At 54.4% G+C, this 24,323-nt stretch carries 17 protein-coding genes; 9 read left to right on the top strand and 8 right to left on the bottom strand.

Going from position 1 to position 24,323, the window contains the following annotated elements:
* Window positions 1–41: 41 nt before the first annotated feature.
* Window positions 42–869 carry a hypothetical protein gene (locus NR302_RS07035; RefSeq protein WP_258144872.1) on the bottom strand — a complete coding sequence of 276 codons (828 nt, stop codon included), beginning with the start codon at window positions 867–869 and terminating at the stop codon, window positions 42–44.
* Between the two features lie 755 nt (window positions 870–1,624).
* Here NR302_RS07035 and ssuE point away from each other — a divergent pair.
* From ssuE to ssuB, 5 genes are read left to right on the top strand one after another with little or no spacing between them, the layout of a single operon-like run.
* Window positions 1,625–2,176, top strand: coding sequence for an NADPH-dependent FMN reductase (gene ssuE, locus NR302_RS07030; protein ID WP_008102350.1), 552 nt, complete (start codon window positions 1,625–1,627; stop codon window positions 2,174–2,176).
* A gap of 10 nt (window positions 2,177–2,186) precedes the next feature.
* Window positions 2,187–3,155 (top strand): sulfonate ABC transporter substrate-binding protein, encoded by a 969-nt coding sequence (locus NR302_RS07025; RefSeq protein WP_154152988.1) that lies wholly within the window; start codon window positions 2,187–2,189, stop codon window positions 3,153–3,155.
* Window positions 3,156–3,157: 2 nt separating this feature from the next.
* On the top strand, window positions 3,158–4,303 hold the full coding sequence (gene ssuD / locus NR302_RS07020) for an FMNH2-dependent alkanesulfonate monooxygenase (RefSeq protein WP_008102354.1): 1,146 nt from the start codon (window positions 3,158–3,160) through the stop codon (window positions 4,301–4,303).
* 11 nt (window positions 4,304–4,314) lie between these two features.
* Window positions 4,315–5,103, top strand: a complete 789-nt coding sequence (gene ssuC / locus NR302_RS07015) for an aliphatic sulfonate ABC transporter permease SsuC (protein WP_008102356.1) — start codon at window positions 4,315–4,317, stop codon at window positions 5,101–5,103.
* Window positions 5,100–5,891: an aliphatic sulfonates ABC transporter ATP-binding protein gene (gene ssuB, locus NR302_RS07010; protein WP_258144871.1), complete on the top strand. Its 792-nt coding sequence runs from the start codon at window positions 5,100–5,102 to the stop codon at window positions 5,889–5,891. The genes ssuC and ssuB overlap by 4 nt, the downstream gene beginning before the upstream one ends.
* Window positions 5,892–5,930: 39 nt before the next feature.
* Here ssuB and pepN read toward each other — a convergent pair whose 3' ends face one another.
* Window positions 5,931–8,546, bottom strand: a complete 2,616-nt coding sequence (gene pepN, locus NR302_RS07005; RefSeq protein WP_258144870.1) for an aminopeptidase N — start codon at window positions 8,544–8,546, stop codon at window positions 5,931–5,933.
* 253 nt (window positions 8,547–8,799) lie between these two features.
* On the opposite strand from pepN, the gene pncB reads away from it, so the two are divergent.
* The 4 genes from pncB (at window position 8,800) to NR302_RS06985 (ending at window position 14,384) form a co-directional block, all read left to right on the top strand.
* Entirely contained in the window at window positions 8,800–10,005 is a 1,206-nt protein-coding gene (gene pncB / locus NR302_RS07000) for a nicotinate phosphoribosyltransferase (protein WP_036647933.1), read from the top strand.
* A 152-nt stretch (window positions 10,006–10,157) separates the two neighbouring features.
* Window positions 10,158–11,558, top strand: coding sequence for an asparagine--tRNA ligase (gene asnS, locus NR302_RS06995; protein WP_008102363.1), 1,401 nt, complete (start codon window positions 10,158–10,160; stop codon window positions 11,556–11,558).
* Between the two features lie 299 nt (window positions 11,559–11,857).
* Window positions 11,858–12,994, top strand: coding sequence for a porin OmpF (gene ompF / locus NR302_RS06990; RefSeq protein WP_308713823.1), 1,137 nt, complete (start codon window positions 11,858–11,860; stop codon window positions 12,992–12,994).
* A gap of 199 nt (window positions 12,995–13,193) precedes the next feature.
* Window positions 13,194–14,384 carry an amino acid aminotransferase gene (locus NR302_RS06985; protein ID WP_258144869.1) on the top strand — a complete coding sequence of 397 codons (1,191 nt, stop codon included), beginning with the start codon at window positions 13,194–13,196 and terminating at the stop codon, window positions 14,382–14,384.
* Between the two features lie 44 nt (window positions 14,385–14,428).
* Here NR302_RS06985 and NR302_RS06980 read toward each other — a convergent pair whose 3' ends face one another.
* The 6 genes from NR302_RS06980 to mukF form a co-directional block, all read right to left on the bottom strand.
* On the bottom strand, window positions 14,429–15,061 hold the full coding sequence (locus NR302_RS06980) for an MBL fold metallo-hydrolase (RefSeq protein ID WP_258144868.1): 633 nt from the start codon (window positions 15,059–15,061) through the stop codon (window positions 14,429–14,431).
* A gap of 36 nt (window positions 15,062–15,097) precedes the next feature.
* The gene (locus NR302_RS06975) at window positions 15,098–15,649 is read right to left on the bottom strand and encodes a YcbK family protein (RefSeq protein ID WP_008102370.1); all 552 of its coding nucleotides are present in this window, start codon (window positions 15,647–15,649) and stop codon (window positions 15,098–15,100) included.
* Window positions 15,650–15,836: 187 nt separating this feature from the next.
* Window positions 15,837–17,666, bottom strand: coding sequence for a L,D-transpeptidase (gene ldtD / locus NR302_RS06970; RefSeq protein ID WP_154192126.1), 1,830 nt, complete (start codon window positions 17,664–17,666; stop codon window positions 15,837–15,839).
* A 156-nt stretch (window positions 17,667–17,822) separates the two neighbouring features.
* On the bottom strand, window positions 17,823–22,289 hold the full coding sequence (mukB, locus tag NR302_RS06965) for a chromosome partition protein MukB (protein WP_258144867.1): 4,467 nt from the start codon (window positions 22,287–22,289) through the stop codon (window positions 17,823–17,825).
* Window positions 22,286–23,020, bottom strand: a complete 735-nt coding sequence (mukE, locus tag NR302_RS06960) for a chromosome partition protein MukE (protein ID WP_154153015.1) — start codon at window positions 23,018–23,020, stop codon at window positions 22,286–22,288. Before mukE ends, mukB begins: the two co-directional genes overlap by 4 nt.
* Window positions 23,001–24,323 (bottom strand): chromosome partition protein MukF, encoded by a 1,323-nt coding sequence (mukF, locus tag NR302_RS06955; RefSeq protein ID WP_007887410.1) that lies wholly within the window; start codon window positions 24,321–24,323, stop codon window positions 23,001–23,003. The genes mukE and mukF overlap by 20 nt, the downstream gene beginning before the upstream one ends.

Here is a 24,323-nt window from a genome sequence, read left to right as displayed (position 1 = left end):
TCACGCGCACACCGGAGTTATTCTTAAAATTAACCTTGGTGCTAAGCGCCCAGCCTTTTTCTCATTTTCATCATGGAGAAATAGATGTCAGGTTGTTTCAACATAAGTTTTTCCATTGCACCCTTGGCCGGGAAGTTTTCCGCAAAGTAGGTTAATGCATGGCGGGTATTATCTGAGAATTTCGCCGCGCCACTTAACTCGTACTGGACTAATTGTAATAAGCCGCTGCGTAAATAACTTTCCCGATAGCGGTTTCGCTCCGGAATATAGTGTGACAAACGCGTGAGTTTTTCATAATCAGTAATAAATTGCTGATAAGTTAAGCGCGGCACGGCATCGGCTTTGGTGGTCAGCGACGCTTCGCTGGCGTAGTCGAGCACCCACGCCGTTTGCGTATGCAGTAATCCGGCCAGCATCACATCCTGAATACGTGTCAGCGGCGCACCCACGCGGGCCAGGCCAGCACGCAAGATCACCGCAAAGCCGCCCTGCTGCCACCAGCGTTGCTCATGCAGTTGCTGAAACAGCTGCAGAGACGAGTGTAAGCCGTTCGCCAAGTCGCGCTTCGCCAGCGAGATAATAAAGCAGTTCAGCTCTGGACGCTGGTCACTGAGCTTCGCCACATCCTGCAGCAGGCTGGCCGGCAAGGCGCTGCGCTCCGCGCTGAACAGCAGGAAGTCATCTTCTGCCGGCGTGCTGTGTGGGAAGGTTGGTAGCAATGAAGAAGTAAGATGCGCGCCTGCGGCATCGGGTTGCAGCCAATAACACACCAGCTCTTCTTCTGGTTTAGGTGAGGGTGAGATGCGATTGAAGGTGGCAGGCACGACCTGCTGCTCAGTTAAATCCTGAGCAAATGAAGAACTACCCATATTTATCTCCCTAAGAATAAATTAGCTTGCCGCAACGGCAGTTCACGCCACAAAACGCGGGCGTAAATAAATAAGTGAAATATCGTTATCGTGTTCTAGCGGAAATTAGCTCAACCAATTATAAACAGGCCGGGGATTGTAATTCCAACCACTAATAGCATTAACACGTAACTTAAGAGATTCATTGTTTAGCGCGACTGCATGAAGTGTGAAGTTGATCTGCGCAAATTTGCATTAGTTGTAACCAGCGAGATGAATGGCACGTATTTTATTAACCTTTATTCGCGTTTCGACATAAATTTCGCGAAATAAAAACCACGGTATATTAGGAAACAATCAAAGCTTGCTAAGTTTAATCCGATTCATAAAAAAATGAATAGTGGTGAATTGATGGTTTTTCCCCATATCTTTCAATAGTAACCACCGCATTTATCCGGTATCCACGTGGTCTGTGTAAATATATTTCTCCGGTTACTCCTCTGTTTTACCCATGCATTACGACCCTTAATCATTAAACTCAGTCCAATGGGCCTCAGGATTTATATAACCGCCTACTTCCTGCACCGCTTTTCAGATTATGCCTAAGTACCCATCGGCAGCTTTTTTACCCTTCCTTTATATGTCGCTGGCTATCCCATTTTGCGACTTAGGATTACCAGATAAATCATTTAAGCCTCGCTGCCTGCTCTGACAGTATTGAATACATCAGTTCTGAATATCAGATAATCAATAACTTTCAGTTATAAGGAGTGACCATGCGGGTTATTACGCTGGCGGGCAGCCCTCGCTACCCTTCACGCTCTACTGCGCTGCTGAGCCTTTGCCAGCACGCGCTGGAAGCACGCGGCGTTGAAGTGATTCCGTGGAATATTCACAACTTCCAGCCTGAAGATTTGCTCTATGCACGCTTCGATTCACCTGCCTTAGCCGCGTTGAAAGCTGATTTGGCGCTGGCAGATGGCGTGATTGTCGCCACGCCTATTTATAAAGCTTCGTTTTCTGGCGCACTGAAAACTCTGCTCGATCTGCTGCCAGAGCGCGCGCTGGAGCACAAAGTGGTGCTGCCACTGGCAAGCGGCGGCAGCGCGTCACATCTGCTGGCGGTGGATTACGCGCTGAAGCCGGTGCTGAATGCGCTGAAGGCGCAGGAAGTGTTGCACGGCGTGTTCGCCACTGACGGCCAGATTACTGATTACGATCGCCAGCCGCTGCTCGATCCGCTGCTGTCGCAACGCATTGACGAAGCGCTGGATACCTTCTGGCACGCGCTGCATCGTCGCCACCAACCCTACGCACAAGCGGTATAAAGGAAGAGAGATGAAAAGGATATTGACGGGTTTACTCATGCCAGCCGTAGCGGCACTGTTCACCTTGAGCGTGAGCGCCCAGGGCGCCGACGCACCCGAACAGTTGCGTATCGGATATCAGAAAGGTTCGGTGAGCATGGTTTTGGCGAAAACCCATAAGCTGCTGGAGCAGCGCTTCCCGCATACCAACATCAAGTGGGTGGAATTCCCGGCTGGCCCGCAAATGCTCGAAGCGCTTAACGTCGATAGCATCGATTTGGGCAGCACCGGCGATATCCCGCCGCTGTTTGCCCAAGCTGCGGGTGCCGATCTGCTGTACGTCGGCTCGGAGCCACCCAAGCCGCAGGCCGAAGTAATTCTGGTGCCGAAAGATAGTCCGATTCACAGCGTGGCCGAACTGAAAGGCCATAAAGTGGCGTTCCAGAAAGGCTCCAGCTCGCACAACTTGCTGTTGCGTGCGCTGGAACAAGCCGGACTGAGCTTTAAAGATATTCAGCCAACCTATCTGACGCCCGCCGATGCGCGCGCCGCGTTCCAGCAAGGTGACGTCGATGCCTGGGCGATTTGGGATCCTTACTACTCCGCCGCCCTGCTGCAAGGCAACGTGCGCGTGCTGGCCGACGGCAGCAAACTCAATCAAACCGGCTCCTTCTATTTAGCCACGCGCAAATACACCGAAGCTAACGGCGCCTTCGTGCAGCAGGTTCTGAATACCTTCAGCGACGCCGATGCATTAACGCGCAGTCAGCGCGACCAGAGTATCGATCTGCTGGCAAACGCCATGGGCTTACCGAAACCGGTAATTGCCAGCTATCTCGACCATCGTCCACCCACCACCATTACGCCGGTCAGCGCCCATACCGCGCAGGCCCAACAGCAAACGGCCGATCTGTTTTATGCCAATCATCTGATGCCGGTAAAAGTGAATATCGCAGACCGCATCTGGCATCCACAATCCGCCCAGCCCAAAGGAAATTAATCATGAGCGTATCCGTATTTTGGTTTCTCCCGACGCACGGCGATGGTCACTATCTTGGCACAGCGGAAGGTTCGCGCCCGGTTGATCATGGGTACCTGCAACAGATTGCGCAGGCGGCGGATCGCCTTGGCTTCGGCGGAGTGCTGATCCCCACCGGCCGCTCCTGTGAAGATGCCTGGCTGGTGGCAGCATCATTGATTCCGGTGACGCAGCGTCTGCGTTTCCTCGTTGCTCTGCGTCCGGGCGTGATTTCACCGACGCAAGCGGCGCGTCAGGCCGCCACGCTGGATCGTCTGTCGAATGGTCGCGCGCTGTTTAATCTGGTTACCGGCGGCGATCCGGAAGAGTTGGCCGGCGATGGCGTATTCCTCGATCACCGCGAACGCTATGAAGAATCCGCCGAGTTTACCCGCGTCTGGCGTCGGGTTAGCGAAGGCGAAACGGTCGATTACGAAGGCAAGCATGTGAAGGTGCGCGGCGCGCGTCTGATGTTTAAAGCGGTGCAGGAACCGCGTCCGCCGCTGTGGTTTGGCGGATCGTCGGATGCCGCGCAGGATCTGGCCGCCGAGCAGGTTGATGTTTATCTCACCTGGGGCGAACCGCCCGCGTTAGTTAAAGAGAAGATTGAGCAAGTGCGCGCCAAAGCGGCAGCGCAAGGCCGCACCGTGCGCTTCGGGATTCGTCTGCATGTGATTGTGCGTGAAACCAATGAAGAAGCGTGGCAAGCGGCGGATCGCCTGATTGCCCATCTCGACGATGCCACCATTGCCAAAGCGCAGGCGGCGTTTGCGCGCACTGATTCAGTGGGACAGCAGCGCATGGCCGCACTGCACGGTGGGCGTCGCGACAAGCTGGAGATCAGCCCGAATCTGTGGGCCGGTGTCGGTCTGGTGCGTGGCGGCGCGGGAACCGCGTTAGTGGGCGATGGCCCAACCGTAGCGGCGCGCATGCAGGAGTATCAGGATCTCGGCATCGAGACCTTTATTCTCTCCGGCTATCCGCATCTGGAAGAGGCTTATCGCGTTGGCGAGTTGCTGTTCCCGCACCTCGATTTAGCGATTCCGGAAGTACCGAAGCCGCGGGTAGTACAGGCGCACGGTGAAGCGGTGGCCAACGATTTCACACCGCAAAAAGTGTCGCAGAGCTAAAGGAGCCGATGATGGCGAACGTTAAAACCAAGCTGACGAATGCTGTACTGCCCTGGGTTTTACCGGTGGTGCTGATTGCGGTGTGGCAACTGGCATCGCAAGTGGGATGGCTGTCGACGCGTATTTTGCCGTCGCCAGAAAACATCCTTATCACCTTCTGGAAGCTGACGGTGAGCGGTGAACTGTGGCAAAACCTGGCGATCAGCAGCTGGCGTGCCGCCATCGGTTTCTCTATCGGCGGCTCGATTGGTTTGATTCTGGGATTGATTACCGGCACCTCGCGCGTCGGTGAACGCTTGCTGGATACCTCGGTGCAGATGCTGCGTAACGTGCCGCATCTGGCGCTGATTCCGCTGGTGATTCTGTGGTTTGGCATCGACGAATCCGCCAAGATTTTCCTCGTGGCGCTCGGCACCTTGTTCCCGATTTACCTCAACACTTATCACGGCATTCGTAACATTGATCGGGGTTTAGTTGAGATGGCGCGCAGCTACGGCTTGTCTGGCTGGAGCCTGTTCATTCAGGTGATTCTGCCAGGTGCGCTGCCTTCTATTATGGTTGGCGTACGTTTTGCCCTTGGCCTGATGTGGCTGACGCTGATTGTCGCCGAAACCATTTCCGCTAACTCTGGCATTGGTTATCTGGCGATGAACGCCCGTGAATTCCTGCAAACCGACGTGGTGGTGGTGGCCATCATTCTCTATGCCCTGCTCGGCAAACTGGCCGACGTTGCAGCACAACTGCTGGAGCGCGTCTGGCTGCGCTGGCATCCAGCCTACCAATTGAAGGAGAACGCATGAGCAACGCAACCCTAAATCCGGCGCGTTTAAATCGCGGTACGCCGGTTGGTGTGAATGGCGTCAGCAAGCAATATGGCGATCGCACCATCCTGAATAATATCGATCTGCATATTCCGTCCGGGCAGTTTGTCGCCGTCGTCGGCCGCAGCGGCTGCGGGAAAAGTACCTTGCTGCGTCTGCTGGCGGGACTCGAATCTACCACGCGCGGGGCGTTGCTGGCGGGCAATGCGCCGTTATCCGAAGCACGCGAAGATACGCGTTTGATGTTCCAGGATTCACGCTTACTGCCGTGGAAAAAGGTGATTGATAATGTTGGGCTGGGACTGAAAGGTCGCGAATGGCGCGCCGCCGCGCTGGACGCGCTGGAAGCCGTGGGATTGGCGGACCGCGCCTACGAGTGGCCTGCTGCGTTGTCCGGCGGGCAGAAACAGCGTGTGGCGCTGGCACGTGCGCTGATTCACCGTCCAGGTTTGCTGCTGCTCGATGAGCCACTCGGTGCGCTGGATGCGTTGACGCGCATCGAAATGCAGGGATTGATTGAGTCGCTGTGGCAGCAGCATAACTTCACCGTGCTGCTGGTGACGCACGATGTCAGCGAAGCGGTGGCGATTGCCGATCGCGTGCTGCTCATCGAGGAAGGACAGATTGGCCTGGATTTGCTCGTCGATTTGCCACGGCCACGCCGTCGTGGATCGGCACGTCTGGCGGAGCTGGAAGCGGAAGTACTGGATCGGGTGATGAAGCGTGGCTCGTCAGAACAGCCGTTGAAGTTTGCGCAGCAGAGTTAATGATAGAGGTCGCCATAAATGGCGACCCTACGGTTACTTTTACGCATTCAACGCTTTGGTGATCTTCTCGTACAGATCGCCAGACAGCTTATCCAGCCCTTTCAACGTTTCCAGCGCCTTACGCATCAGCGCCTGACGATCGGCATCGTAGCGTTTCAGGCGAATCAGCGGCTCGATCATCCGTGCAGCCACTTGCGGGTTGCGCGTGTTCAGATCGGTCAACATCTCCACCAGGAACTGATAACCGCTGCCATCTTTGGCGTGGAATGCCGCTGGATTGCCTGAAGCAAACGCACCAATCAGTGAACGGATACGGTTCGGGTTGCCCATGGTGAACGAACGGTGATTCAGCAGCTTACGCACGTTGCTCAGCACATCCGCCGCTGGGCTGGTGGCTTGCAGCACAAACCATTTATCCATCACCAAACCATCCTGATGCCAGCGCTCATCATAGGCTGCCAGCAGTGAATCGCGGCACGGCAGATTCGCCGCTACCGCTGCAGCCAGCGCCGCTAACGCGTCGGTCATGTTGTTCGCCTGCTGATATTGCGCCTGCACCAGCTTGTCGGCCTGTGCCGCATCGGCAAACGCCAGATAGCCGAGGCAGACGTTTTTCAGCGTGCGCTTGCCAATCTCCGCATGCTCAATTTTGTATTCGCCGCTTTGGTTGGCCAGATAGAGCGCGAAGAATTCGTCACTCAACTCTTTAGCCAGCGTACGTACCAGCGCATCGCGTACTGCCGAGATCGCCAGCGGATCGATGACATCAAACAGTTCGGCGATTTCATTCTCAGACGGCAGCGACAGAATCAACGCTTTCAACGCTGGATCGCCCTGCTCATCCAGCAATACCGCGCGGAACGCGTCAGCCACATGCAGCGGCAGCGACAGCGGCTGACCCTGCTGATGGCGCGCCACGTTGAGGCGAATGTAGGTCGCCAGCAGGCTTTGCGCCGCATCCCAGCGCGCGAAGTCGTTGCGCGCGTGGCGCATCAGGAAGGTAAGTTGTGCGTCGCTCCATTTATAATCGAGCTTCACTGGCGCAGAGAATTCACGCAGCAGCGATGGCACCGGCTGGAAATAAACGTTATCGAAAATAAAGGTCTGGAACTCTTCGGTAACGTTCAGCACGTGATGCACCGGATGACCGTTATGCTGCAGCGGAATCACCTTGCCTTCGTTATCGTACAGTTCGATATCCAGCGGAATGTGCAGTGGCAGCTTCTCTTTCTGCTCGGCGGTGGCCGGCGTGCGCTGAGTGACGTGCAGCGTGTATTGCTCCAGCTCTGGATTGTAGTCATCGCGCACTGTCAAAATCGGCGTGCCCGCCTGGCTGTACCAGCGGCGGAACTGCGACAGATCGACATTCGACGCATCTTCCATCGCCTGCACGAAATCATCACAGGTTGCGGCGCTGCCGTCGTGACGTTCGAAATAGAGTTGCATGCCTTTCTGGAAATTCACTTCGCCCAGCAAGGTGTGCATCATGCGGATCACTTCTGAACCTTTTTCATACACCGTTAAGGTGTAGAAGTTGTTCATTTCGATCACCTGATCCGGACGGATCGGATGCGCCATTGGGCTGGCGTCTTCCGCGAACTGCGCACCGCGCATCACGCGTACGTTATCGATACGGTTCACCGCGCGCGAACCGAGATCGGAGCTGAACTCCTGATCGCGGAACACCGTCAAACCCTCTTTCAGGCTGAGCTGGAACCAGTCGCGGCAGGTCACGCGGTTGCCGGTCCAGTTATGGAAATATTCGTGACCGATAACGGCTTCAATACCGAGGTAATCTTTGTCGGTGGCGGTTTCAGCTTTCGCCAGCACATATTTGGAGTTGAAGACGTTGAGGCCTTTGTTCTCCATCGCGCCCATATTGAAGAAATCAACCGCGACGATCATAAAGATGTCGAGGTCGTACTCGAGGTTAAAGCGCTCTTCATCCCACTTCATGCTGGCTTTCAGCGAGGTCATTGCCCAATCGGCACGATCGAGATTGCCGCGATCGACAAAGATCTCCAGCGCCACATCACGACCAGAGCGGGTAGTAAAGCTATCGCGTAGCACGTCGAAATCACCCGCCACCAGCGCAAACAGGTAGCACGGTTTCGGGAACGGATCTTGCCACTTCACCCAATGGCGGCCATCTTCATTGCGCCCGCTCTCCAGCTTGTTGCCGTTGGAGAGCAAATAAGGATAACGCGCGGCATCGGCAATGATGGTGGTGGTGAAGCGCGCCAGCACGTCCGGGCGATCGAGATACCACGTAATGTGGCGGAAACCTTCAGCTTCACATTGGGTACAGAGCGCCTCGCCAGATTGGTATAACCCTTCCAGCGCGGTGTTTTTATCCGGATGAATGTCATTAATGATGGTCAGAGTGAAGTTGTCCGGAAGCTGGCTGATGAACAACGCGCCCTCTTCTTCGCGGTAATGCGACCACGGATTGCCATCCACCGCCAGCGATACCAGTGTGAGATCTTCGCCATCCAGACGCAGTTCCGCACCCGGCGCACCCAGACGCTTCAGCTGACTGACCGCCGTAACGCGCGTCGAAGCTGCATCCAGATCAAAAGTCAGGTCGATATCGGTAATGGTGTAATCCGGCGCACGGTAATCGTGGCGATATTTAATTTGCGGCTGTTGCGTCATGAGTCCTTCTCGCATCGTTAAATCGTTAATATGTTGACCCGTCAAAGTCTAAGCGGGTTGTGCCTCGGTTGCCACGGTCAATGCGTGCGTTCGTTGAAAAGGCTACAATTCATTAACAATGGCACAAATGACCCTCGACCTGCCACCCGCAATTATGGTGTGATCGCGGTCATTACTGTTTTATACTCCTGCGTCTTTATGACTTTGTTGAACACCGGGCTCTGCTCCGCGGAAGAGGATGCTGAAACGCACCATGACTGGACATGCTTCCCCGATTTTGACCACGCTGCTTGATACCGATGCGTACAAGCTTCATATGCAGCAGGCCGTCTATCATCGCTATTATGATGTCCCGGTTACGGCGGAATTTCGCTGCCGTGGCGACGAACTGCTCGGTATTTATGCGGACGAGATCCGCGCACAAATTGAAACCCTGCAAACGCTCGCCCTGAGCGACGATGAGTATCACTATCTCAGCGGGCTGCCTTTCTTCCAAAGCGACTACCTTAACTGGCTGCGCCAGTTCCGCCTCGATCCGTCACAAGTCAACGTACGTAACAACAACGGCCATCTGACGATTCAGATCAGCGGGCCGTGGCGTGAAGTGATTCTGTGGGAAGTGCCGCTGCTGGCGCTGATCAGTGAGGTGGTGCATCGCCATCGCACGCCGCAAATGGGTGTGGATCAGGCGGTTGCGCACTTGCAGCACAAGCTTACGGATTTCCGTCAGCAGGTCGGCGATTTGGATATGTCACGCTTCCAGCTGATGGATTTTGGTACGCGTCGTCGCTACTCCAAAGCCGTACAGGAAGCGATTGTCGCTACGCTCAAAGCGGAATTTCCTTGGCTGGTTGGCACCAGCAACTACGATTTGGCGCGCCGCCTGCAGCTTAATCCGGTGGGCACGCAAGCACACGAATGGTTCCAGGCGCACCAGCAAATCAGTCCGGTATTGGCGAACAGCCAACGTGCGGCGCTGCAATCCTGGCTGGATGAGTATGACGACCAGTTAGGTATCGCCCTGACCGACTGCATCACCATGGATGCCTTCCTGCGCGACTTTGGTCCAGGCTTTGCTCATCGTTATCAAGGCCTGCGCCATGACTCCGGCGATCCAGTGGAATGGGGTGAAAAAGCCATTGCGCACTATCAGCGTCTGGATATCGATCCGAAAAGCAAAACGCTGGTGTTCTCAGATAATCTCAATCTGGATAAAGCGCTGGCACTCTATCGTCACTTTGGCCAACGGGCCAACGTGGTGTTCGGTATCGGTACGCGCTTGTCCTGCGATATTCCGGGCGTGACGCCGCTGAATATCGTGATCAAACTGGTGAGCTGCAATGGCAAACCGGTGGCAAAACTCTCCGACAGTCCCGGCAAAACCATTTGCCAGGATAAAGCCTTCGTGCGCGCCTTGCGCAAAGCCTTCGATCTGCCGCTGGTCAAAAGAGCCAGCTGATTCTTATTGCAGGGTGCTTGCACCCTGCTTTCACGCAACAAATCTCCGATTAACCCGGCAATTTTGCTTGTTTCCTGTCGGCTCGCAAGTAACATAGCAAAACCCTGAAAAAGGGTTTTTATCCACCTTCTTTTATATATAGAGAGAACTTTATGAGCGTTGTGCCTGTAGCGGATGTACTGCACGGCCGTGTCGCGGTTGACAGTGAAGTCACCGTACGTGGTTGGGTGCGTACCCGAAGAGATTCCAAAGCTGGTCTTTCCTTTATCGCCGTTTACGACGGTTCCTGCTTTAATCCCGTTCAGGCCGTCGTCAATAATTCTCTGAATAATTATCAGGATGAAGTGCTGCGTCTGACAACCGGTTGCTCGGTGATCATTACCGGCAAAGTGGTCGAATCTCCAGGCGAAGGCCAGGCCTTCGAGATGCAGGCAACCAAGGTTGAAGTTACTGGTTGGGTTGACGATCCGGATACCTATCCGATGGCGGCGAAACGTCACAGCATCGAATACCTGCGTGAAGTGGCGCACCTGCGTCCGCGTACCAACCTGGTGGGTGCCGTGGCGCGCGTGCGTCATACGCTGGCGCAAGCGCTGCATCGCTTCTTCCACGAAAACGGCTATTTCTGGGTTTCGACTCCGCTGATCACCGCTTCGGATACCGAAGGTGCCGGCGAGATGTTCCGCGTTTCAACGCTGGACCTGGAAAACCTGCCGCGCGATCCGCAGGGCAAAATCGATTTCGATAAAGACTTCTTCGGTAAAGAAGCGTTCCTGACCGTATCCGGCCAGCTCAATGCCGAAACTTACGCCTGTGCGCTGTCGAAGGTGTATACCTTTGGTCCAACTTTCCGCGCAGAAAACTCCAACACCAGCCGTCATCTGGCGGAATTCTGGATGCTGGAGCCGGAAATTGCTTTCGCAACGCTGGATGATGCCGCAGCTCTGGCTGAATCCATGCTGAAATACGTGTTCCAGGCCGTTCTCAACGAACGTGCTGATGACATGGCATTCTTTGCCGAGCGCGTGGATAAAGATGCCATTGCGCGTCTTGAGCGTTTCGTGACTACCGACTTTGCTCAGGTGGATTACACCGATGCGGTTGAAATCCTGCTGAAAAGCGGCCAGACCTTCGAGAACCCGGTTTCATGGGGCGTGGATCTGTCATCCGAGCACGAACGTTACCTCGCAGAGCAGCATTTCAAAGCGCCAGTGGTAGTGAAAAACTATCCGAAAGACATCAAAGCTTTCTATATGCGTATGAACGAAGATGGTAAAACCGTGGCGGCGATGGATGTTCTTGCGCCGGGCATCGGCGAAATCATCGGTGGTTCACAGCGTGAAGAGCGTCTGGATGTGCTGGATGCGCGTCTGGCGGAAATGGGTCTCAATAAAGAAGATTATTGGTGGTATCGTGACCTGCGTCGTTACGGCACCGTGCCACATGCTGGTTTTGGATTAGGTTTCGAACGATTAATCGCCTATGTCACCGGCGTACAAAATGTAAGGGATGTTATCCCCTTCCCACGTACGCCACGCAATGCGAATTTCTAAATTTAGCGATTAATTATAAGTAATTCATATATATAAAGAGGTCGGCCTAGCCGGCCTTTTTTTATTTTTGTAAATTTAGAGTTCTCTCACAAAGTTCCCAATATCTTACATTTTGTAATACATATTTTCCTTTTGATACTTAATCGAGAGATTTGAATCATTTTCGGGCTAGAATTAGCAACCCTGTGATGGAAAGATGCGTGCAGACACAGGAGACATCAAACTTCTTTCAAGGTTCTGTAAAGATTTCTTGGCAGCAGTGGCAGATGTCCAAATAACTCCAATGAGGGTAATAAAAAATGATGAAGCGCAACATTCTTGCAGTGGTTATCCCTGCTCTGTTAGCTGCCGGCGCAGCAAACGCAGCAGAAATCTATAATAAAGACGGCAACAAGCTGGACCTGTACGGTAAAGCTGTTGGTCTGCACTATTTCTCGGATGACGCTGGCAGCGACGGCGACCAGACTTATGTTCGCTTCGGCTTCAAGGGTGAAACCCAAATTAATGACCAACTGACCGGTTACGGCCAGTGGGAATACAACATTCAGGCTAACAACTCTGAAGGTTCTGATGCGCAAGACGGCAACAAAACCCGTCTGGGCTTCGCAGGTCTGAAATTTGGCGATGCGGGTTCAATCGACTACGGTCGTAACTACGGTGTTGTATATGACGCAATTGGCTGGACTGACGTTCTGCCAGAATTCGGTGGCGACTCAGGTTACTCAGATAACTTCATGAACGGTCGTAGCACCGGTCTGCTGACCTACCGTAACACCAACTTCTTCGGTCTGGTTGACGGTTGGAACTTCGCAGCACAGTACCAGGGCAAAAACGATCGCTCTGATATCCGCCGTGCAAACGGTGACGGCTATGGCCTGTCAACCTCTTACACCTCACCAATCGGTGTTGGTGTAGCTGCAGCTTATAGCAGCAGCGACCGTACTAACCTGCAGTCTGCTGGTTCAGTAGTAGATAGCAATGGTGATGTAGTAGCGACTAACATCGGTGCAGGTAAGCGTGCTGAAAACTGGGCTACCGCTCTGAAATATGACGCAAACAACGTATACCTGGCTGCAATGTACGGTGAAACCCGTAACTCAACGCCAATCTCAGGTGCGCAAGCTACCTTAGCTGATGGTACTCAAACTACCGTTTCTGGCTTCGCTAACAAAGCTCAGAACTTCGAAGTTGTAGCACAGTATCAGTTCGACTTCGGTCTGCGTCCGTCCATCGCCTATGTTCAGTCTAAAGGCAAAGACATCGAAGGCGTTGGCGATGCTGACCTGGTTAAATACATTGAAGTGGGCGCAACCTACTACTTCAACAAAAACATGGCTACCTACGTTGATTATAAAATCAACCAGTTGAACGATGACAACCCACTGGGTCTGGCTACCGACGACGTTGTTGCACTGGGTCTGGTATACCAGTTCTAATCACCCGATTAGATTTGCGTAATACCTAAAAACGGAGCCTTCGGGCTCCGTTTTGCATTTCAGTGATCGGCTTCGCAATTAGCTTTTCTACTTTATCCTGCCGACATATTTCTTTTTTATATCAGCGGTTGGCAAGCGTGCCGACTGACGTTAACCTGATAGCTCATTTCGCTAAAGTTCACCCAAACGGAACTGACTCATGTTTGAATCGATCTCTGCCGCACCCGCCGATCCTATTCTGGGACTGGCTGACCTTTTTCGTGCCGATGACCGGCCGAATAAAATCAATCTTGGCATTGGTGTTTATAAAGATGAAACCGGTAAAACGCCGGTCCTCACCAGTGTCAAAAAAGCTGAGCAGTATTTGCTGGAAAATGAAACCACCAAGAACTACCTGAGCATTGATGGTCTGGCGGATTTCGCACGTTGCACGCAGGAGTTACTGTTCGGCAAAGAGAGCGCACTGATTTCAGCCGGTCGCGCCTGCACCGCACAAACGCCAGGTGGCACCGGCGCCCTGCGCGTAGCGGCAGATTTTCTGGCAAACCAGACCAGCGTAAAGCGCGTTTGGGTGAGCAACCCAAGCTGGCCGAACCATAACAACGTGTTCAACGCTGCTGGCCTTGAAGTGTGTGATTACGATTATTACGATGCAGCGAGCCACAGCCTGGATTTCGACGCGATGGTGGCATCACTGCAGGAAGCCAAAGCGGGCGATGTAGTGCTGTTCCACGGCTGCTGCCACAACCCAACCGGCGTTGATCCTTCTGCAGATCAATGGCAGCAGCTGGCGCAGCTGTCGCTAGAAAAAGGCTGGCTGCCGCTGTTTGATTTCGCCTATCAGGGCTTTGCTCGCGGTCTGGACGAAGATGCTGAAGGGTTGCGTATTTTTGCCGCTTCACATCAGGAACTGATCGTTGCCAGTTCTTATTCGAAGAACTTCGGTTTGTATAACGAGCGTGTTGGTGCATTGACGCTGGTTGCTGCGAGCAGCGACGTGGCGAAAACCGCGTTTAGCCAGGTGAAATATACGATTCGCGCCAACTACTCAAACCCGCCGTCACACGGCGCGGCAGTAGTCGCCACCATCCTCAGCAACGATGCGCTGCGTACCATCTGGATTCAGGAGCTGACCGATATGCGTCAGCGCATCCAGCGCATGCGTCAGCTATTTGTGAACACGTTGGCGGAGAAAGGTGCTAATCAGGACTTTAGCTTCATCATCAAGCAGAACGGCATGTTTTCGTTTAGCGGCCTGACCAAAGATCAGGTGGTACGTTTGCGTGAAGAGTTTGGTGTGTATGCTGTAAATTCTGGTCGCGTTAACGTGGCAGGCATGACGCCAGATAACATGTCGGCGCTGTGTGAAGCGATTGTCGCGGTTTTATAAATCAGGCGGCGAATAACGACAAATGGGCCGAAGTGGCCCATTTTTTATTCTTGCAGGAACGGATTGCTGAGGCGCTCACGACCTAGCGTCGAGATTGGCCCGTGACCCGGCACGAAAGTCACATCTTCGCCTAGCGGCAGCAGCTTCGCTTTAATCGCATCGATTAGGTCGCTGTGGCTACCCTGTGGGAAATCGGTGCGTCCCACGCCACCGTTGAAAATCACATCCCCTGAGATTAGCAGACGTCCAGCACGATCAAAGAACACGATGTGTCCCGGCGTATGGCCCGGACAAAGCAGTACTTCCAGCACGACATTTCCAACCTGAACAGTTTCACCCTCTTCCAGCCAGCGGTCAGGCGTCAGCGGCGCGCATTCAGGTAATCCAAACATGCGGCTCTGTGTAGGCAGATTGTCTAACCAGAAAGCATCAAGCGGATGCGGACCGACAATCGGCACCTGATAATGTGCCGCAAGTTCCGCAGCGGCACCAACGTGATCAAGATGTCCATGTGTGAGCAGGATTTGTGACGGCGTTAAACCACGTTCTGCCAGCACGGCTTTGATGGTTTCTGCATCGCCGCCGGGATCGACCAATGCGGCTTGTTGGGTTTCGTCATCCCAAATAACTGAACAGTTTTGGGAAAAAGCCGTAACCGGAATAATTTGGTAATTCATAGCGCTCCATGACCGACACACGCAGCGCTGCCGGTATCAGGACCAGTGCCTTGCAGGCCCGGTATCTATGTGTACGAAGTTGCTGCGCGGGTAATATCCTACACCACCGGCGCGCATAGATAACGCCGCTTTGCGAACATTGCTCAACGAAATTCCCTCAATGTGGAAATCCATCGCTTGTCCTTTGGTGTGATAGCTTTTTTTCGCCACGCCCGGACCCGATTCACGCAGCATGGTGTTGGTGGCTAAGGTGCGGTAACCCGAGATCAACTGCACCGGCTTACGCGTATCGAGCAACGTTTGCAGGCGGTAAAGCTGATCAAAAAGATGGGGATCGATGTTCTTCACCTGATTCGCGCGGTAATCACGGAAAAAGTGATTTAAGCGGGCTAACTCATCCTTGTCATAACGCTTACCGTTAAAAAACTCCGTTTTAAGGGTTTCGCCGGTGTGAAGGTTACTAAGTGTCAATACTCGAGGGCGGGCGGTGGAAAGCGAAGCCAGAGCGGAGCCAGGAAGCAGTGATAATCCTGCAGCTGCGCCTCCAATCAAGAGTAATCGACGACGTTGAGAATCAATATTAGCCATGAAGCGAGGTTACCTAGTCTAAAGCGGATAAAATATGTGCGAAAAATACACAAGGCCGAACATTAACGTCCGCCTAAGACTCAGTCAACCCAGAATATGTTGCAGAAGACCAAAACCAGCTCAAAATCAAATTTTCGAGACTGGTCTTGGTTAAATTCATGTGAAGAGAAAACAGCCAAATCAAGTACTAGAGTAACAATTGGCCGGCTTTATACAGCACCTGACTGCCGGAACGCGCAGGGTTATCATAATTGTAAATATCTGTACGATATTGCGGAAGTCCATCATCTGCAACCCAGGCGGTGAGGTAGTAAAGGTTCACTGGTATACGATGGCGAATCGGCACATAACGGGTATTCCCCTCTTTCAATGTGTCCGAAATACGGCCGTCATTCCAGCCCACATCCTGCAGTAGCAGATCGGCCAATTCCGAGGCTTTATTGACGCGCACACATCCGGAACTGAGCGCACGAATATCACGCTGGAACAGATTATGGTTTGGCGTATCGTGCAGATAGATCGCATCCGAACTCGGCATATTGAATTTGTAGCGACCCAGCGAGTTAGTCGCGCCTGGCGCCTGACGAATGCGATATGGGAAGCTCGCCGCCGACACCATATGCCAGTCAATCATTGAAGGATCGATCACTTCCGCATCCGCGCTCCAACCCGACAGCAGCGTATAACCGTGTTTATACAGATAGCTCGGATCTTGCTTCACCTTCGGCACAATATCCTGGCGCACCAGCGTGGTTGGCACATTCCAAGGTGGATTCAGCACCACATTATTCAGCGCGCTGCGCATCAGCGGCGTTTTGCGGTCGGGACGACCCACAATCACGCGTGATGACAAAATGGTGGCACCATTGTTGTAGTAGGTCAGCGAATAGTTGGGAATGTTTACCATGATGCCGTTATGCATATCATCCGGCAGCAGACGCAGACGCTGAATATTGAGCGCCAGCAGCGAGGCGCGCATCTGCGGCGGCACATTCAGCCATTCACGTGTACGCGGACCAATTGCGCCATCATCGGCCAAGCCTTGCCAGTGCTGGAAGCGTTTCACACCTTCCACCAGTGCAGCGTCATAGACGTTGGGGCCGGTTGCCGCTGGATTGGCAGCCACATTATTAGCGACTTCAGGCGCAGCAGCGAGTGCCGGAGCCGCATCAATATCATCAAAGTTCGCCGCTGACGGGCTCACCGCCACCGGCTGATTGCTCTGACTCACCGGAACCGGCGCCGTGGGTACTGCATCTTCCGCCGGCGTTGGCGTAGTGCTGTGACTGGCGGTCAACATGCCGGTGCGTTGCAGAATCTCACGCAGCGCAGGCACATCATTGCTGATTTGTCCTGGGCGCAGCGTAGCGGTATCACGCAATTGCGGCCACGGATGATGATCGTTTAGCAACGTTTTCAATGCATTATGCATCGGTAGATATTGCGGATGCTGCGGCTGCAGTGACACCACGAAAGTACGGCTTCCGCCGCCGTTCACCGCATTCTGCCATTGATTGATGGCGGCCAGCGATGGCATGGTCAGCTTGTACGGCACGTTGCTGTAAAGCCAGGTTTCACCCTGCGTCGGCACATTGGCAACAAATTGCAGATAGCCAAGCATTGCATCACTGAGCACGATATCGCGCGCCAGGCCTTTAATGTTCGGATTGGTTAGCCGCTCCACCCAGCGAGTGAACTGCGGCTGCACGCCTGAGAGCGCCACTTCCGCAAGCTGCTGCTGGAAAGCCTGCACCGCTTGCTGGTCCTGCCACAGCGGCGCCATGTCACGTGACGCATAAATGCCGGCCAAGCCTGGCAGGTAGAAGGGTTGTTCAGTGGCGCTAAACGCCTGCTGAATCTGTTGCTGACTGGCAGCAACCGACATCGAACTATGATGCGTCGAGTTGGGTAGCGTGGAGGTGATGGCCGCATGGCTGACAGCCAGCGGCGATAATACCAATGACAAACCGAGTGCTACTGCAGCACGGCTCATTTTGCGCTTATTGTTTAGCAACATCCCTGCCCCCTTCTCACCAATGACATAGCGCCCTGTGATCGCCATGTACAGCCATACTCTTAATGTTGAGTATACGAATAAAAAACGGCATCTGCCTCTAAGTGCAGATGCCGCATACAGATTAAACGTAGTGCTGTTTTTTAACCAGATTAAGCGCTATGAATTCTCATATTCAAGACCGACCTTAGGACTTTGATCCTTGCTCGGTGCAGGATCCGCCGAGAAGCCGCGCAGACCAACCACATGCACGTGTTCGGTGTTATTGAACATTTTACGCACCAGTTTGTAAGTGGTGCCTTTTTCCGGGCTGATATTCTCTGGTGCCGCGATGATCAGCTGCATCTCCAGACGTTCACATAGCTCAAACAGCGTGGCAATTGAACGCGCATCCAGACGTGCCGCTTCATCAAGGAACAGCAGACGACACGGCGAGATATCTTTGCCGCGCAGACGACGTGATTCCTCTTCCCAGCTCTGCACAACCATCACCAGAATCGACATCCCGGTACCGATCGCTTCACCGGTCGAAAGCGCGCCACTTTCTGCACGCAACCAGCCATCAGAGCCACGATTCACTTCCACTTCCATCTCAAGATAGTTGCGGTAGTCGAGCAGCTCTTCACCAATGGTTTGCGGCGTACGCTGGCCCATATCGATCTGCGGATTTAGGCGTTGATAGAGTTTCGCCAGCGCTTCCGAGAAGGTTAAGCGGTTGCTGGTAAACAGATCCTGATGCTGTTCATGCTCTTCCGACAGCGTATCCAGCAGCGTTGAGTGCGCTTCACGCACGTTCACGTTGAGGCGCACGCTGCGCACCTGACCAAAGCTCACCGCCTGCAAGCCCTGGTTCAGCTGACGAATACGGTTCTGCTCGCGCTGAATGGTTTTGCGAATGATGTTCGCCGCGCTGCGTGAGCTGATTGCCAGCGTCTGTTCACGCGCCGTCAGCTCTTCGGTCAGACGATTCAGCTCGATTTCCATCTGCTCGATGGCTTCAACTGGATCGTCGGTACGAATGATGTCCTGACGAATACGTTCGCGCAGATGCTGATACACCGCGATAAAGAACTGAATCTTACGTTCCGGACGTTTCGGATCTTCCGACATGCGCAGCACATCGCGCAGATGCTCGTTATCCGCTACCGCCAGACGCAGCGCACCCAGCGCCTTATCCGACATCGAACGCAGCTCATCGCCGCTGAGATAGGCCAGCTCGCGACGATGCAGACGACGCTCAACGCCGTTCTCTTTAACCAGACGCAACACCGTGCACCAGCCGGCTTTCGCGCTGACAACCTGCTCACGAATCTGATGATAATCGCGTTCCAACTTGCGCAGTTTCTTCTGCAGGCTGTCCATTTCGGCTTCACAGAAGGTGATCTGTTTTTCCAGCTGGTTGCGACGCGCACGGTTGTGGCTCAACGCGCTGTACAGCTCATCACGACGAATGCGCGCACGCTCTTCTGCGCTGGCATCGGCATGCACGCCGATGTCCTGCATCTCTTGCTGCAACTCTTTCAGCATGTCGCGTTTGGCATCGTAAGAACTTTTCAGCGAAGCCAGCACCTGTGAATACTGCGTCAACTGCGCCTGATGTCCACGCAGACGTTCACGTGCGCGGCTGCGCTCACCTTCCGCCTGTTCCAGACGCTGACGCAACTGTTCATTGAGATCGCTGTTGCCGCCCAACATGCCAGCCGAACTTTCATAGCTGAAGTGCGCACGACGCTGCACCACTTCGGTCAGGGCAAAGGCCTGTTGACGCGCATCGCGCTGCTGCTGCTGTGCCTGCTGATAGTCACGTTGCAGCTGATCGTGCTGCTGCGGATCGCTTTGCAGTACAGAAATCAGCGGCTCCAGCTTGCTGAGTTTGTTGCCGTGCTGATGCAGGAAGCGCGCGGCTTCCTGCGCTTCTTCCACGCGCTCGCGGATCTCTTCACAGCGATCGCCAAGCGTGTCGTCGAGCAGCAGATTAACGCGCGGCAACAGGCGGTTAAGCTGGCTGACGCCCTCTTTTGCCTGCTCAAACTGCGCACGCTGCTGCTGATTGTCGTTTTCATGCTGCGCCAGCGCCCGCTCCAGCTCGCCACGGCGGCTGTTAAGCTGACGAATCTGCGCTTCTGGATCTTTATCAAACGCCACTGCTAAATGGCTGCCGATGAAGCGGCTGAAGGATTGATGTAGACGCTGGGTTTTCTGCACATCAAACGACAGCGTGGCATAACGCTCAGCCAGCTGTTCACGTTCGTTGTTCAGCAACTCAAGCTGGTTTTCACGCGCCGCGCGACCAAACAGCGGCACTTTCGGGAAGCGGGAGTAGCGCCACTGACGCTCAGCCACTTTCACTACCACCGCTTTTTCCAGCTCTTCGACGCTAAATACGCTGTCGTCAAAGGCTTGCGGATCACCTTCAATCAAATAGAGATCTTCCGGGCACTCGTCTAAACCGTCGAGCAAGTCGCGCACCAGCGACAGATCCGGCACCACGATGGCGTGGCGCGATGGGCCGTATAACGCCGAGAAGTACGGCGCGTCATCCAGCGTAACGTCATCATAAATTTCCGACAGCAGTACGCCGCCAAAACGTTCTGCCAGCTGCGTCAGGCGCGCATCTTCCGCGCCGCCCGGCTGGCTCAGCCGTTCAATCTGCTGTTCAACTTCACGCTTACGCGCGGCCAGCTCGTCGCGTTCAACCGTGGTTTCACGCTCGCGCTCCAGCAGTTGCTGCATAAATTCAGTGATCTGCTGGCTGCTGGTCAGCTCCTGACCGGTTTGCTCGCTCAGCTGCGTCAGAATTTCCTGCGCCGCCAGCCAGTGTGGCGCACGCGCAGTCAACGCGGTGATGCGTTCACGCAGCTGCTCCAGCTCCTGACGCATCAACATGCGGCGTTCGCCGGCATCGGCGACGCTACTATTCAGCTGTTCAATCTGCGCTTCAAGTTCACGCTGCAAGCCGTCCAGCGCATCCGCATCGTATTGCTGGCCCTGACGTTTGCAGAAATCCGCCAGCAGACGCTCGGCATCATGCTGCTCACGCAGACGGGTTTCTAATTCATTGAGGCGCAGACGCAGCGAGGAGAGTTGTTCGGCATGATGGCGCTGATTGCCGGCGTCACGCAGTAAATCACGCCCCACTTGCCACGCATCCTGACGACCGACGTCACCGGCGATGCTGGTGACTAACGCTAACGCTTGCTCAAATTGGCTGTGCGCCGCTTCGGCGACGCTCAGCTTCTGTTCGAGACGCAGCAGGCGCTCGGTGGCTTCCTCTTCACGCGCCTGGAAGGTTTCCTGCCTTTCAGCGGCGTTATCAATAGATAAATCGGGCAGTTGACACTGCGTACGTGCTTTCTCCAGCGCCTGCAAGGCTTGCTGATACTGAATGGCACGCGTCTGCTGCACGTCGAGCGCTTGCTGGAAGTCGGCAAGCTGGCTTTTCAGCTCATCCACTTCCACTTCAGCCGCTTCGGCGCGTGCTTCATTCTCTTCCTGCACTTCACGCGCTTCGGCTACAACTTCATTTTGCTCTTCAAGGCGATAAGTCAGCTCTTCCAGATCGGCATCGTAACGCTCAATCTTCTCCTGCTGGCGCATGGCGGTTTGCACCAGATTCAGGTGGTCGCTGGCGCCCTGATAATCGCTTTCCAGATCGCTCTCGGCACCGTTGTGCTCGGACAACTCACGCGCCATTTCAATGTGGCGATACTGCTCGGAAATCAGCTGATTGCGGCTGGTAAACAGCTCATTACGCAGCTGCAGCGCGCCGTCGAGGTGAATGCGACGCTCGTTGGCGTGGCGCATGTAGTCGGCGGAAACGTAGCTGGTAGCTTCCGAAATCAAATGCTTAAACAGATCGCGATCCGATTGGGTAACGCGAATCGCTTCCAGCGTCATGCGGTTTTCCCGCAGCGCGGCTTCCATATCCTGGAAGGCTTTACGCACGCCGCCGTTTTCTGGCAGCAGGTAATCGCGCAGCGAGCGGGTGATGGCGCTAGAGATACCGCCGTACAGTGAGGCTTCGATCAGACGATAGAACTTGCTGCGATCGCTGGCGTTACGCAGACGACGCGGCACCACGCCGAGCTCGAACAGCACCGCATGATAATCGGTGACCGAGTTGTACTGTTTGAACTGCACGCCTTCCTGCGCTTCCACGCGCTCCTTCACTTCCGTCAGCGGCAATACGCGCGCCTGACGGTTGTTGAGGATTTCGGTCAGCATATCGGTGGCCTGTGAATCGCTCGGCAAGCCGTGAATACTGAATGGCTTGATATCGACCTTTTTATCGCGTCCCGCTACCTGCTGCAGACGTACGCCAACAATCACGCGTTGATGGCGTGAGTTGACCACATCAAGCACCGAATAACAGACGCCAGCGCGCAGCTTGCCGTGCAGGCCTTTATCACGCGAACCTGAAGTTGCACCGGCTTCGGTGGTGTTACGGAAGTGCAGCAAGGTTAAGTCAGGGATCATCGCCGTAACGAAGGCGGCCATGGTGGTGGATTTACCCGCACCGTTACCGCCCGAAAGCGTGGTGACCAGTTCATCAAGATCAAAAGTACGGGCAAAGAAGCCGTTCCAATTGATCAGCGTTAGCGAACGAAATTTACCGCGTTCAATCATGCTTGTTCATCCTCCGCGTTATCACTCGCGTCGCTTTCAGCGTCAATATCGTTATCTGCTTCATCGTTTTCTGCCGCAGCCGGCGCGCTTTCCAGCGTCATCGCTTCACCGTCACGAATCAGGCGCAGCTGCGCTTCACGCGCATCGTCACCGCTGCGCACGTCGGCGCCAAAGCGGAACACCGATTCGGTGATGCGGAATTTGCTGCTGTCGTTGCCCATAAACCACACCATGCCAAGACGGCGCAGGCGGCTCAGCGACGCACGCATTTTTTCCTGCAGCTTGGCGCGGTCAAGATCGGAACCGGTGGAACGCTGATTTACCAGCTTGAGCAATTTGCTCTCATCGGCCAGCGACAGCAGTTCGTCATACAGCTCTTGTTGGGTAAAAATCCCCTCATTCGCCAGACGTTCCGGGCTGAGATAGAGATAGCAAAGAATTTTGCCCACCATCATATCCAGCTCGGACAGCACCGAGCGCGGAATCAAGGTGGTTGAACGCGGACGCAGATAGAAGAAGCCTTCCGGCGCGCGGATCAGCTCAACGTTGTAGCGCGCGTAAAACTCTTCGAGAAATTCCTGGTAATCCATCAGGAAGGCATGATTATCCAGCTCTTCAATGCCAATGTGGCGACCCGCGCGTAACTGGCTATCGAGCGCCGGGAAAATCGGGTTTGCCAGAGCCAATGCCAGTTTGACTGGCATCACTTGTTCAATATTTGTCGATGACATGTGCCTGCACCTTGGCTCCGTAATCATTAATGGCCTGCCATTGCGCAGGCAGACCGGCTAAATCAGCTTCGGCCACGCCGAGTCGCACCGCTTGATCGATGACGATACGCGCCAGATCAAAGTGGCGCGCGCGCGGATACTGCGACAGATAGTCGCGCATCACCGTGGCAAGATGGAGCGGCTTCTGCTCCTGCTTATAAATTTGCAGCGCCTCTTCGATCATCGCGGCCAGTTGCTCACGAATCTCATTAAACTCTTCGTATTCCATTTCCGGCGGCAGCTCGCCCATTACCTCGTCATTACGCAGCGTCATCTCTTCATCGCGCATATCGTAAAGACGATCGGCATTGGCGTAGGTCAGCGCCCACGGCTGATCGAAATAGTTTTGCACCGACAGGCGTAAACGCTGCGCAAACACGCGGTTCTTATCCATGTCGATGGCGGTACGAATAAACTTGTGTACGTGGCGGTCGTAGCCGATCCACAGATCGATAGCCTGCTGGCCCCAGCTGATAATGCGATCGAGCTTGTTTTGCAGGTCAAACACCAACTTATCGACAAAGCCCAGATCCGGGCTGCTTAGCGTCGCATCCTGAATGCGCAGTAAATTGGCCTGCAGCTTATCGCCCGCCGCTTCCAGCGTATCCTGCAGTTCGCGTAGCGTACCGGAGGTTTCCGACAGCAACATTTCACAGCTGGAGATCGCTGCGCGCCAGTCTTTGTTGAGCAGATCGGCAATATCGGTTTTCACCGCTTGCTGCTGCTCATCCATCAGACGTTGCGTCATGTCGATGCTATCGAAGATTTCCGCCACCGAATATTTCAGTGGTGCAAACACGTTGCGATGCCAGTGGAATTCGTCACCGTCTTCTTCGGCGGCGTCTGCGGCACGTTTTAACTCTTGTGCCACAATCGACAACTGCATCGACAGGCGCAGCGTGGAGAACTCGCGCTGACGGATGTAATAGTCGGTAATGCCGATGGCGAGCGGCGTCAGACGATAGATGGCGTGGCCTTCCGTCAGCTCGCTGGTAAAGCGATTAAGCAAGCGCTGACGCACCATGTCATTGATGGCGTTGTTGGCACGGACCTGCACGGTTTCGTGGGTTTGTTCGAATGCTTTGCTAACGTGACGAAACGCGTCAATCAGCTCGCCTTCACTCATCTCGCCGTCCATGCGCTCACCGTTTAAGGTGGCGATGGCCAGCAAAAAGGCCAGACGTTCTACCGGCAGCGCAAGCGAAAAATCGTTCTTGCGCGCCCATGCCACCAATTCGGGGACCGTCTGGGAAAATTCGCTCAT

Origin of the sequence: Pantoea sp. SOD02 (assembly GCF_024707505.1) — a bacterium.
Lineage (GTDB): Bacteria > Pseudomonadota > Gammaproteobacteria > Enterobacterales > Enterobacteriaceae > Pantoea > Pantoea symbiotica.
Note: the sequence above shows the minus strand (reverse complement) of the source record. Positions and strands in the feature narration are given on the sequence as shown.

Excerpts from the sequence above, each read along its gene's own strand:
- pncB (WP_036647933.1), top strand. The coding sequence starts at position 8,800 with ATGACTGGACATGCTTCCCCGATTTTGACCACGCTGCTTGATACCGAT.
- ssuC (WP_008102356.1), top strand. The coding sequence starts at position 4,315 with ATGGCGAACGTTAAAACCAAGCTGACGAATGCTGTACTGCCCTGGGTT.
- pepN (WP_258144870.1), bottom strand. The coding sequence starts at position 8,546 with ATGACGCAACAGCCGCAAATTAAATATCGCCACGATTACCGTGCGCCG.
- NR302_RS06975 (WP_008102370.1), bottom strand. The coding sequence starts at position 15,649 with ATGGCTAATATTGATTCTCAACGTCGTCGATTACTCTTGATTGGAGGC.
- NR302_RS06980 (WP_258144868.1), bottom strand. The coding sequence starts at position 15,061 with ATGAATTACCAAATTATTCCGGTTACGGCTTTTTCCCAAAACTGTTCA.
- ssuB (WP_258144871.1), top strand. The coding sequence starts at position 5,100 with ATGAGCAACGCAACCCTAAATCCGGCGCGTTTAAATCGCGGTACGCCG.
- mukF (WP_007887410.1), bottom strand. The coding sequence starts at position 24,323 with ATGAGCGAATTTTCCCAGACGGTCCCCGAATTGGTGGCATGGGCGCGC.
- mukB (WP_258144867.1), bottom strand. The coding sequence starts at position 22,289 with ATGATTGAACGCGGTAAATTTCGTTCGCTAACGCTGATCAATTGGAAC.
- asnS (WP_008102363.1), top strand. The coding sequence starts at position 10,158 with ATGAGCGTTGTGCCTGTAGCGGATGTACTGCACGGCCGTGTCGCGGTT.
- ssuD (WP_008102354.1), top strand. The coding sequence starts at position 3,158 with ATGAGCGTATCCGTATTTTGGTTTCTCCCGACGCACGGCGATGGTCAC.
- ldtD (WP_154192126.1), bottom strand. The coding sequence starts at position 17,666 with ATGTTGCTAAACAATAAGCGCAAAATGAGCCGTGCTGCAGTAGCACTC.
- NR302_RS07025 (WP_154152988.1), top strand. The coding sequence starts at position 2,187 with ATGAAAAGGATATTGACGGGTTTACTCATGCCAGCCGTAGCGGCACTG.
- mukE (WP_154153015.1), bottom strand. The coding sequence starts at position 23,020 with ATGTCATCGACAAATATTGAACAAGTGATGCCAGTCAAACTGGCATTG.
- ssuE (WP_008102350.1), top strand. The coding sequence starts at position 1,625 with ATGCGGGTTATTACGCTGGCGGGCAGCCCTCGCTACCCTTCACGCTCT.
- NR302_RS07035 (WP_258144872.1), bottom strand. The coding sequence starts at position 869 with ATGGGTAGTTCTTCATTTGCTCAGGATTTAACTGAGCAGCAGGTCGTG.
- NR302_RS06985 (WP_258144869.1), top strand. The coding sequence starts at position 13,194 with ATGTTTGAATCGATCTCTGCCGCACCCGCCGATCCTATTCTGGGACTG.
- ompF (WP_308713823.1), top strand. The coding sequence starts at position 11,858 with ATGATGAAGCGCAACATTCTTGCAGTGGTTATCCCTGCTCTGTTAGCT.